Consider the following 9,847-nt stretch of genomic DNA (forward strand, 5'->3'; position numbering starts at 1 on the left):
AAACTCCTAAAACTATTGTTTGTGCTGTAATGCGCAAATTAGCTCATATCATCTTTGGAGTTTTAAAAAGTAAACTGCCTTTTAATGAAAATTTATCTTGCGTTTAAAGACAGTATCTACGTTGACTACATCTTTTCTGTTCAGTGCGCCCAGATTGATTAAAGTGCAAGCATATTTCCTAGGTGAAGAACCGTCGCCAATGAGTACTATTATCAACGTAGCCTGGGAGTAGGCCCAAAGGGCCGAATCCCAGGTTTACATTCGGCATTGATTAAAGTGCAAGCATATTTCCTTAGTGCAGAGCCGTCGCCAATGAGTACTATTATCAACGTAGCCTAGGAGTAGGCCCAAAGGGCCGTATCCCGGGTTACTCTGGCGCATTAAAATTATTTCCCATCAACCTTTGAGCTATAATTAAAATAAACCTATTTTGAAGAGGCTATTCAATTGACTAAACATATTCTTGTTGTTGAAGACAACCACATTGCCAGTAAAATGCAAAAAATAATTTTAGAAGGTATGGGTTTTGAGGTTGACTGCGCGATGACAGGAGAAGAAGGAGTGGATTTAGCTCTTAATAAAAAATATGACTTAATTATTATGGATATAGGATTACCGGGAATTGATGGAATAGAATCAACTATAAAAATCAGGATGGATCAATCAGGGATAAACAACACATTAACACCAATTATAGCAGTCACTGCGAATGAGGAACCCCTAAAACGCGAACAATGTCTCGAAGCAGGCATGGACGATGTATTTTCCAAGCCCTTTACTCCTGAAACGGCAAGGGAACTTGTCGCTCGCTTTTTTCCTGAAGCGGCAGCGTAAGTGTAAAAACACTTCCCTCACCTAACTTGCTTTGTACCCTAATATCCCCACCTAACTGATTAGCCATCAAACGAGAAGTATATAATCCCAAACCAACACCCTTAAAATCCTGGTACTTGTTCGATTGCGATAACTTTGTGAATTTCTCAAAGATATAATCCAGTTTGTCCTCAGGAATCCCAATACCCGTATCAATAACCTGTATTGTGCAAGTCGTTCCGTCATTCACGACCTTTATCTTCACGAATCCCTTTTCTGTGAAATTGATAGCATTTCCGATCAAGTTTGATAAGATCAAATTAAATTTCAACTTATCTGTTTTTATTTTATCCTCTTGATTTGAAATCTCAGCAATATAAAAATCCAGTGCTTTTACCCTTATCGTCGCTGATAGCATATCCTTAATTTGATCCAATTCATGGCTCACAGAAAGCCATTCCTTTCGAACTGCTTGAGGTTCTTTTATTGACAACACGGCAATAATCTGATGATGAACTGCTTCCCATTGTTGAGAGCTTTTGAGCAAGTCCTGTAAAAGTGATTTTTTATCTGAATCAGTTTCCATTTCATACAGCATCATTGCTACTGCACTAATACCCGCAAACGGGGTTTTCAAATCATGCTGCATATTGCTTATAAATTCAGATTTAGCTTGATTAGCGGCCTCCGCAGCTATTCTCTTTTCTCGTTCTTTAAGCTGATCTTTGCGATATGAGAAAATCGTTCCAAATAATAATACTGAGCAATAGGTAACAATAACAGTCATATAATCGGGGGGTAAGCTCAGGACACCACCAGTGATTAAAAAAACGATTAATCCTAAACAAATTCCTAACGTTAATATGATAAACAGTGATAATAAATCTAATAACAAAATAGATAAAACCAGGACTGTAATCCCATTCATAGACCAAGAATAGGACATATCATTTTTTAATAGAAGAAATGTAAAAAGAAACGGAAGACTGTATAAAAGTGTTATATACCAGAATAAAGAAAAAAATTTCTTATAATTATTAGGCCAGTAGTCTTTTAAAGCTAATAAAACACAAAGAAAAACAGTGACTAAGCGTAATTCCAGGTTTTCATAACCACCAGAAGCCGCAACCATCCAGACCAGATAAAACAATGGATAGGTAATAATTCCAAAAATTGCGAAGGTTATGTAGGGATGGGCAAATTTTTTTGCATGCTCATCAACATTTTTATTGAATTTCAGGAAGTATTGTTTCAGAGTCATGTAGCTCATCCATTAACAGACTGTTTTTCTTGATAATGATATACTTCTGCCGTGTTGTCAGTTCAAAATGACTTGGAGAATGTTGTAATTTTTGGATAATATAACGATTTAACTCATCCTTTGACGCAGTAACATCAGCATCTGCTAGCATAAAACCTGCAATATGAAGCATGGCCTCTTGTGTGGATGTAAAAAAAGACTCATCAGACGCATAAAGATGTACATTATGGTCTCCAAATGCATTGCGACATTGATGTGCCAGTTGGTCAATTTCTAATACTTGGCCACCAAAATGATGAATTAATTCTGATTTACCCAGCTCATCTCCACCCAGAATAATAACCAAAATCCCACCATCTTTTAAGCTCTGATAAACTGACTTGATAATCCCTAACCATAACTGAGGATCGATATAATAGAGCATGTGTGATAACAGCACTAAATTATACTGGCTTAATTTTAAATCAACATTCAAAATACTTCCTGTAATTTGAGTACTATTCACAGATAAAGGTAATAACTCTTTCATATTATCTAGTGCATTATGGTTCACATCCACCAAAGTAACCTGTTTAAAATGCTGGGCTATAGCTTTTGTTAACGAACCATCTCCAGGACCAATATCCAACAACGATCCATCTTCGGGAATTTGAGGAAGAATTTCATTTAAGCAAAACAATATTCTGTTTCGTGTTTCATGCGTTGATGAAAGGACGAGTTTGAGTGTATTTAAGTAATGATGCTCACTATTAAATTTGCCAAAGATAACAGGGTTTTCAATGGTTTTTGAAAAATCAGCTTGTTTTTGCAAATGCTCTTCGGATAATTCACCCATTGCATATTGCTCAGAATGAGGATGAGCAATACGTTGATATTCTAATGAGCCAACTCCATTTTTCTTCGTTGCGGAAATGGTTTGCATTTGATCAACTACCCAATCCATAATAGTTCCTTAATTTATAATAGAGACCTAAATCATGAAGGCCAAGCCTTGATTGGTTCAAAAAATAAACATTATAGCCAAAATAATTCCTAATGAAAACATTTATTTTTGATGCAAGTAATTTGTGACAATATTCCATTTCAAGGAATCCTTTAGTTGTATACGATTTAGATGAGAAATCATCCATCTGTCGGATCAACTCCCATCAAAAGTCTCGATATAGTTGCGGCTCGGTTGGAATAGGAGTAATCACCATATCTTTAGTTGCCTTTTAATAATAGCGTGTATTTTCATCCAGAATTTTTTAAAAATCTTTTAACGATTTAACTCCTGTTACATTTCGCCTTGAATCGATGCATACTTATCTACCTGGGGTGATATTACTTTGATGCTCATTGGTTTCATCCTTTTCCTCAAATTTTATTAGTTCTGTTTTATTATCCGGATTGTCAGGATTACTCTTTATAATTTTAGTAGATGCCTCACTTACCATATGTTCCAAACTTTCCATCGCTGAAGTTTTTAACCCCAAAATTATAGATGCCATTCTTTGAGGTGTTTTGATGACTTGAAACTCCTGACTGCTCATAATGTCTTTAATTTCCCTATTTAAATCCGTTATAGAGGCACATTGTTCAATCCGATCTTTAAATTTCAAAAGTATTTCCCTTTTTAGCACATCGCCAGTGTACTCAGATAACTCTCCATCATAAGATACTGGTTGCATATGTGATCTTCCCGGTTCGTGCTTACCATATGGATAATCCATATGTACCGTGAAAAGTTTCACTGCTTGACTTTGGGATGATTCATCTGAAGTTAATCCCCCATGATCTTTGTTAACTGTTTGTTCCACTATTGGTTCAGGTTGTTCCGGAGTGTTGTCAGAAGGAACTGCAGAAATATTTTGAAGATTTTTAATTTCGGGTTTTTCAAAATTATTATCATTGTTTAATGAGGAAATATTTAGGTAAGATGCATATTCAAAATTGATTATAAAATCATAACCCTTGGGAAAAATTTGTGTAATAAAGTGAATAAACGAGCCCTCTGTTGGACTTTCAAAGTCGCTCTCTACAACCTCTTCATCAAAAGGGATGCATTCATTAAACCTTTTCAACAAACCAGAAAGCGCTGTTGATTTTAATCCATTTTCTTTACATTTTATTAAAAAGTCCTCCGTGTTAGATGCATATGCTGTGAACTTTGTAAACAGATCATCTACATGCTCGTTCAGATTGTTAATATCATCTTTTGTAAAGCTATTGTTCATGCTTTTCAGAACTTCAGTCAACGGGACTGACGGGGGAAATGAATCCAGCTGATTTTTAAATTGAGTAAGCAATGTTTTAATTTCAGGTTCTGTATTTTGTGAATAGTCGGCAATTAAATGAAAATATTCTTTTACATTGTTTCTGAAATTGTTTTCAACTCTGTCAAACTTTGTTCCTACATTAGGATCATACCAGCTCAATGCTTGTTTTGGAGGAGTTTTAAATTTATTCGTATCAATCTTGATTGCTTGATTTGCCCCCATTATATTACCTAGCTTAGCTGCCCTCAAGGAATCGCTCAATGCTCCTGGCCCTGATATCATCATTGTGGATTGCTGTCTTCCTCTTTCAACTCTAAAACTTTCATAATCCTGATCTCGATGCGCATCAAGATCTCTTTTGGGACCATTATACAGTTTAGTGTAATTAGTGTGAATTACATCACGAAATGTTGATATAAATGAACCATTAGGAATGCTAACAATAAAATCGTTGTTAAGTAAATTCCTCTGTTGCTTCACTAAAACCCCACCCAAATTGGTATTAGTAATCAGGTCGCCCAAAGGCTCATCACCAGGAAAAACATCTTCTGCATCAATATAAGCACCGCCCTCTGATTGAAGTATGTCTACTCTTAAAATATCTGCTGCAGCGGCATAATTGGCACCTGGCTCTTTTAGTTCATCAGAATAAAATTGTTTGCTGATCATTTTATTTTTTATATCAGGCCGTTTATTTATCGCAGGGTCTGACTCTTTTGAATCAGGATTAATATCATTAATGATGACATGATTTAAATTTGCCCATTTTTTTAATTCTTCATATTCTTTTTGTTGCTCTAGTGCTTCTTTCGAATTTCCATTTTTATATGTGGAGGAGTCTATCCATAAATTCATTTCATAGTCTGGATTTTTTCGTTTCCAATCCGCTAAATTTTCTTTTCCTGCATGTCTTAAAATACCCCCAACCCAAATGGCATGAAGTTTTTTAGGGGCCAAAATCATTTTTTCGTCTTTTGATTCCATTGAGATTCCTTCTAATTTAATATTTAAATACAATGCGTCAAGTGAGGTTATAATTAACTACTACTGTAGTAAATTGGCCTCAAATTGAATTAAAAATAAACTCGATGATTTAATTATATACCTTTTTTATGGGATTTTTAATTTGTTATAAAATTTTGTGACCTGCGAATAACAGCTGATACTTTAGTCAGCGTAGCCTGGGAGTAGGCCCAAAGGGCCGCATCCCAGGTTTACACTCACATACATTCACTATCGAACTCCACATGAACCCCATCAGAACCCCAATTTTTTGGCCATGTTCCATTCTGAACATAACGATGAATACTGGAATACGGCCATTCTTTTGCTAAGGATACTCTTAAGTTTTAAGATAGCTAAGTTGGATTTCCCTGTGAATGGAATTTTATAGGGATTTATAGTGCTTTGGAAGCAAAATGAAAACCTGGGATGCGGCCCTTTGGGCCTACTCCCAGGCTACGCTGGCTGGCTAATATTCAGATTAAGTCAGCATTTGATCTCTGGTGAGCCAAGACTGGCTGTTAATCCAGCGCTTTCGGCTTCATCTACTTTACTTCCAAAGAAGCTGATTCCACGTGAAAGCCTGCTACGTGCGTCGCCATTGGGTTGCATGGCTCTCGCCAAGCTTGATGAACTGGGTTCTGTTCTGCAGGAAGAGCTTGCTTCTGAAGACGAGGTTCCCGCATAGTTGTTTTCAACAGGGAGCGTTGATTCAGGTGCTCCGGGCGCTGACTGGCTGATGTGGATAAGCTGAGATTGTTCGGCTGTTGCCTTTGTCTCTCGAAGCCAGGACAACGTTCCTATTTCGTCTTGAAACCCAGGCGAATCTAATTCATTGAAGCTACTTAATTTTAATAATTGTAAAGAAATAAGACGATTAAGAAGCATTTTCGCTGCTGGTGAGACCTTGGATTCATGGTGAGGAAGATTAGTTAAAAGATCAAAAATTGAGCCAACTTGCTCATCAGTAACTCGATCTGAATTTATATGTTCAATGCCATATTTATTTAAAAAGCCAAGAATAGCCATTTTTGTATCATTTAGCTCTTCATGATTTTTCGCTTTTAAATAAGCAATAATCAAGCATTTATATGCAGTTTTTAAAGAGACTTCACTGAATACTCCATACCCCATATGAGCCATGTTTGCAATTTTAAGCATTTGTGAACTAGTAGCAAAGACCATTTGTTCGCGTACTTGGCTAATTGCCTGAGTTTTCTGCTGTTTTGTTTTTATCCATCCATCCAGCACGCGCAAAGAGGTCTCCAGGACAATTTCATTTTTCTGTGCAATTATTGATTGTGCAAGCGTTGCTTGATAAGCTTGTTTGGCTTCATCACTTTGGGATGTCTCGAAATCGGCTGGCATATGGCAGGTATTCAGTTGTAGCAAACCAGATCTTTCATAACCCTCCATAAGTTCTTTTGAGTGTAAAAGGTGTTTTTCCTCATCATCAAAAAAAGAAATAACTATGGGGCCGTGTTGTTTGATTAATTCACCGGCAGCAAGCTGCATCATTAATGCTTTATTATTTGAAGACATGCCTCCCTTAAACCGGATCGTTTTTAAAGGGTCTTCATGATGATCAATCCTGAATTGCTGTTTCACTTCGGCATCGCTATTAAAAAACTCAATTAAATCGTCTCTTTCAAGCCATTTCACAAATGCTCCATTTCTACTATCCACTAAGCAAACTCGCAAAGTTGGAATAGATATGTCGTTGATTGGAAGATAATTTATTTTATGGCGAGTAATTGATGATGCCATAAGCCATTGATTATTATTGATAAAATAGTCAGCCAAATCCTCGGGGTTTGAATTGTAACGCTGTAAATCAAGAGAGCCGTTTTGTTGTATTCGCATCATCAGATGTGAATATAATTCAGTATACGCTGTACCAATGCGTTTTAGTTGACCGTGATCATCGTAGTTACCTGTATCTGCAGGTGTAATTACATCATGAACTGTAAAACCCTGTTCTTTAATCCATTGAATAATTTCATGACGAGCCAGACCTACACCCAAGCCAACGGTGCGCAAGTCGGTCAAATCCATATTAGTAAATAGGTAGATATCAGTGACGCCTTGATCCCGTAAAGAGTTTAATAGCTCCTGATTCAGATCATCAGTATTGTAAAGCAACGTTTGGTCTACGTCTAAAAATACAAAGTGTTTCATTTTTAACTCCAAATAAATCATGGCCGTATTCGGCAATAGCTTTACAATGAGAGAAAAAGCACAAATGAAACCTGTTCAAGAGAGTAGAGCACTAGCTATTCGCTGAATTATAAGTCTCAAAGAATGCATAGTGCATGCGGATTCAATTCTACTTAATCTCAGCGACAAACCCATTATAAAATCAATAATTAGGTCTTAAAACCAGTCCTCCAATTGTCTAGATGGAGAAGATAAGTCGCACATCAATCAAATTTAGCATTAAAAATGCTTTAAATGTTCATTTATTATACTTATGGTATTTACCTATGTCAACGGCAATCATGGTCTTTGTGTTAAAATTGCATATACCACTCCATGCCGATCACAGATGCCGGTGATATCGATCACGAATTACATTTTAAGCGGATCAAGATGAACAAGAAATTAAAGAAAATAAATTTGTGTTTTTTCCAGCGGTTATATACTCTGATTAATTCTTTGCATTTTTTGCCCGCAAAATAAATAATGTAGGTAATAAAAGTAGCAGTGCTGAAAATATATTAATCATCTAGTCCAGACTTATGATCATTAATTAACATGCTCATGCAGTTAACACCATTCTGGATGGATAATTCGTTGAGAAGATACTGATCATAATCATCATTAATTATAGAGTTTATTGCTTTTTCCAAGATTTTTTGACATGGAGAGCATGTAGTGAGAGAAATAATTTCCATAATTTTTTCATCTGAATCTTTTAAAATTAGATGATTTAAATCTTTACTTGAAAACATGAGTTTTGATTGATTGGCATAAATTAATTCAAACCCATATTCAAAGCCATTCGGGTGAGTTAAGGGCATGAAGCCTTCCATTTGTACTTCAAATTCAGAATAACTCCATAATTTACTGCATTTTCGTGCGCTTATTTCGTCAACCAAGGTGTGCTTGGGCATGCCAAAGAGTTGTAAACAAAAGTCAGTATCATGTGACAACAAATCGAATCGTGCAGAAACCCTGTCCATGTAATTTTCTGGAACCGCTCCAATTCTATAAACTCGATATCTTTTAAATAACTTTGGGTCATTCCTATAGACTAATTCTTTTAGCTTTAAAAACGCCTGGGTTCCGTGCAATGAAAAACCAACAAAAAGTTTCTTTTGGGTCATAAACGAAACTTGCTTGAGTTGTTCTGCTTCTTCTAAATTAATACACATAGGTTTTTCAGTTAAAACATGACTGTTGTTGCGCATTGCCAGACTAGAATAATAACAATGAGAATCTTTGTGAGTGGTTACAATGGTTAAGGTAGGTTTATGTTCCCACACTGCATTTAAAGTATCAACAATTTCAATTTTATCGATATTTATTGATATATTGTTACTGACATCAAACGGGTTATTATCCTTCAATACCCTTTTTTTAAAGGTAGAGCTTTGATTTGTATCCCTATCATAGCAGATAACTTTATTTGCAATGCTGGAAGCATACTTGGCATAAGAAGCGCCCATTTGCCCTAAACCGATGATAGCGATAGTCAATGTCATTTTTTTATACTAGTAAATTATTAATAAATATAATATTTATTGCAATAATGAATAATTTTATCGCACCATGATTAATATGACTATAGAGATGGCTAAAAATCATATTTCAGCCAGCGTAGCCAGCCTGGGAGTAGCCAGCGTAGCCTGGGAGTAGGCCCAAAGGGCCGCATCCCAGGTTTACATTCCCATTCATTCACCTTCCGATCTCTCCTTGAACTCCATCAGACCCCCAATTTTCTTGCAATAATCCATTCTGAACATACCGATGAATACTGGAATATGGCCATTCTATACCTAAGAAATTTTTATATTTGTTATATGCTCCTTTATTAAATTTTTTGAAAAATACGATTTGCTCGGATGCCAGCTTAAAGAGTAATTAAAATCATTGGCAGAAGGTTTCAACACTGTATGCACATGATCAGACAATACGAGTATAGTCTCCATACTGAAAGGATATTGTTGTTTTATTTTCTGAAATGCTTCACCCAACAGGTTAATATGGCTGGTTAAGAATTGTGATTTACGATTGTTCAAAGCAAGAGTAAAAAAATAGGTACCGCCCGGCGTAAAACCTCTGCGAAAATTAACCATAATTGTTTATGAAGTTGGATTTCCTGTTAGTCGAATATTATAGGGATTTATTGTGCCTTCGAAGTTAAATAAAAACCTGGGATTCGGCCCTTGAGGCCTACTCCCAGGCTTGTATCTTTAAATTGTAAGCAAGAAAGCTTAATCTCAAGGGCACTTGGGATGGGAGAAGAGATCTTGAATCCAGGCAAGGCATAAAGCCTGTGGCGTAGAATAGG

The 9,847-nt window shown here is 36.1% G+C and carries 7 protein-coding genes; 1 reads left to right on the top strand and 6 read right to left on the bottom strand.

The annotated features are described in order from the left end of the window. Positions 1-447: 447 nt before the first annotated feature. Positions 448-834, top strand: a complete 387-nt coding sequence (locus ELY21_RS15175; protein ID WP_158618572.1) for a response regulator — start codon at positions 448-450, stop codon at positions 832-834. Here ELY21_RS15175 and ELY21_RS15180 read toward each other — a convergent pair. From ELY21_RS15180 to ELY21_RS16080, 6 genes are all read right to left on the bottom strand, one after another. Further along, positions 776-2,074, bottom strand: a complete 1,299-nt coding sequence (locus tag ELY21_RS15180) for a HAMP domain-containing sensor histidine kinase (protein WP_158618573.1) — start codon at positions 2,072-2,074, stop codon at positions 776-778. The genes ELY21_RS15175 and ELY21_RS15180 overlap by 59 nt on opposite strands. Next, positions 2,040-3,017 (bottom strand): bifunctional 2-polyprenyl-6-hydroxyphenol methylase/3-demethylubiquinol 3-O-methyltransferase UbiG, encoded by a 978-nt coding sequence (locus tag ELY21_RS15185; protein ID WP_127110878.1) that lies wholly within the window; start codon positions 3,015-3,017, stop codon positions 2,040-2,042. The genes ELY21_RS15180 and ELY21_RS15185 overlap by 35 nt, the downstream gene beginning before the upstream one ends. Positions 3,018-3,378: 361 nt before the next feature. Further along, complete coding sequence (locus ELY21_RS15190) at positions 3,379-5,349, bottom strand: TcdA/TcdB catalytic glycosyltransferase domain-containing protein (RefSeq protein ID WP_127110880.1); 1,971 nt, start codon at positions 5,347-5,349, stop codon at positions 3,379-3,381. A gap of 471 nt (positions 5,350-5,820) precedes the next feature. Next, positions 5,821-7,512 (bottom strand): hypothetical protein, encoded by a 1,692-nt coding sequence (locus ELY21_RS15195; RefSeq protein ID WP_127110882.1) that lies wholly within the window; start codon positions 7,510-7,512, stop codon positions 5,821-5,823. Positions 7,513-8,051: 539 nt separating this feature from the next. Continuing rightward, the gene (locus ELY21_RS15200; protein WP_127110884.1) at positions 8,052-9,038 is read right to left on the bottom strand and encodes a Gfo/Idh/MocA family protein; all 987 of its coding nucleotides are present in this window, start codon (positions 9,036-9,038) and stop codon (positions 8,052-8,054) included. 294 nt (positions 9,039-9,332) lie between these two features. Then, entirely contained in the window at positions 9,333-9,632 is a 300-nt protein-coding gene (locus ELY21_RS16080; protein WP_127110886.1) for a transposase, read from the bottom strand. Positions 9,633-9,847 lie beyond the last annotated feature (215 nt).

The organism is Legionella sp. km535, from assembly GCF_003990085.1.
GTDB lineage: Bacteria > Pseudomonadota > Gammaproteobacteria > Legionellales > Legionellaceae > Legionella > Legionella moravica.

Coding starts and splice junctions, on each gene's coding strand:
- ELY21_RS16080 (WP_127110886.1), bottom strand. CDS start 9,632: ATGGTTAATTTTCGCAGAGGTTTTACGCCGGGCGGTACCTATTTTTTT.
- ELY21_RS15200 (WP_127110884.1), bottom strand. CDS start 9,038: ATGACATTGACTATCGCTATCATCGGTTTAGGGCAAATGGGCGCTTCT.
- ELY21_RS15180 (WP_158618573.1), bottom strand. CDS start 2,074: ATGACTCTGAAACAATACTTCCTGAAATTCAATAAAAATGTTGATGAG.
- ELY21_RS15195 (WP_127110882.1), bottom strand. CDS start 7,512: ATGAAACACTTTGTATTTTTAGACGTAGACCAAACGTTGCTTTACAAT.
- ELY21_RS15185 (WP_127110878.1), bottom strand. CDS start 3,017: ATGGATTGGGTAGTTGATCAAATGCAAACCATTTCCGCAACGAAGAAA.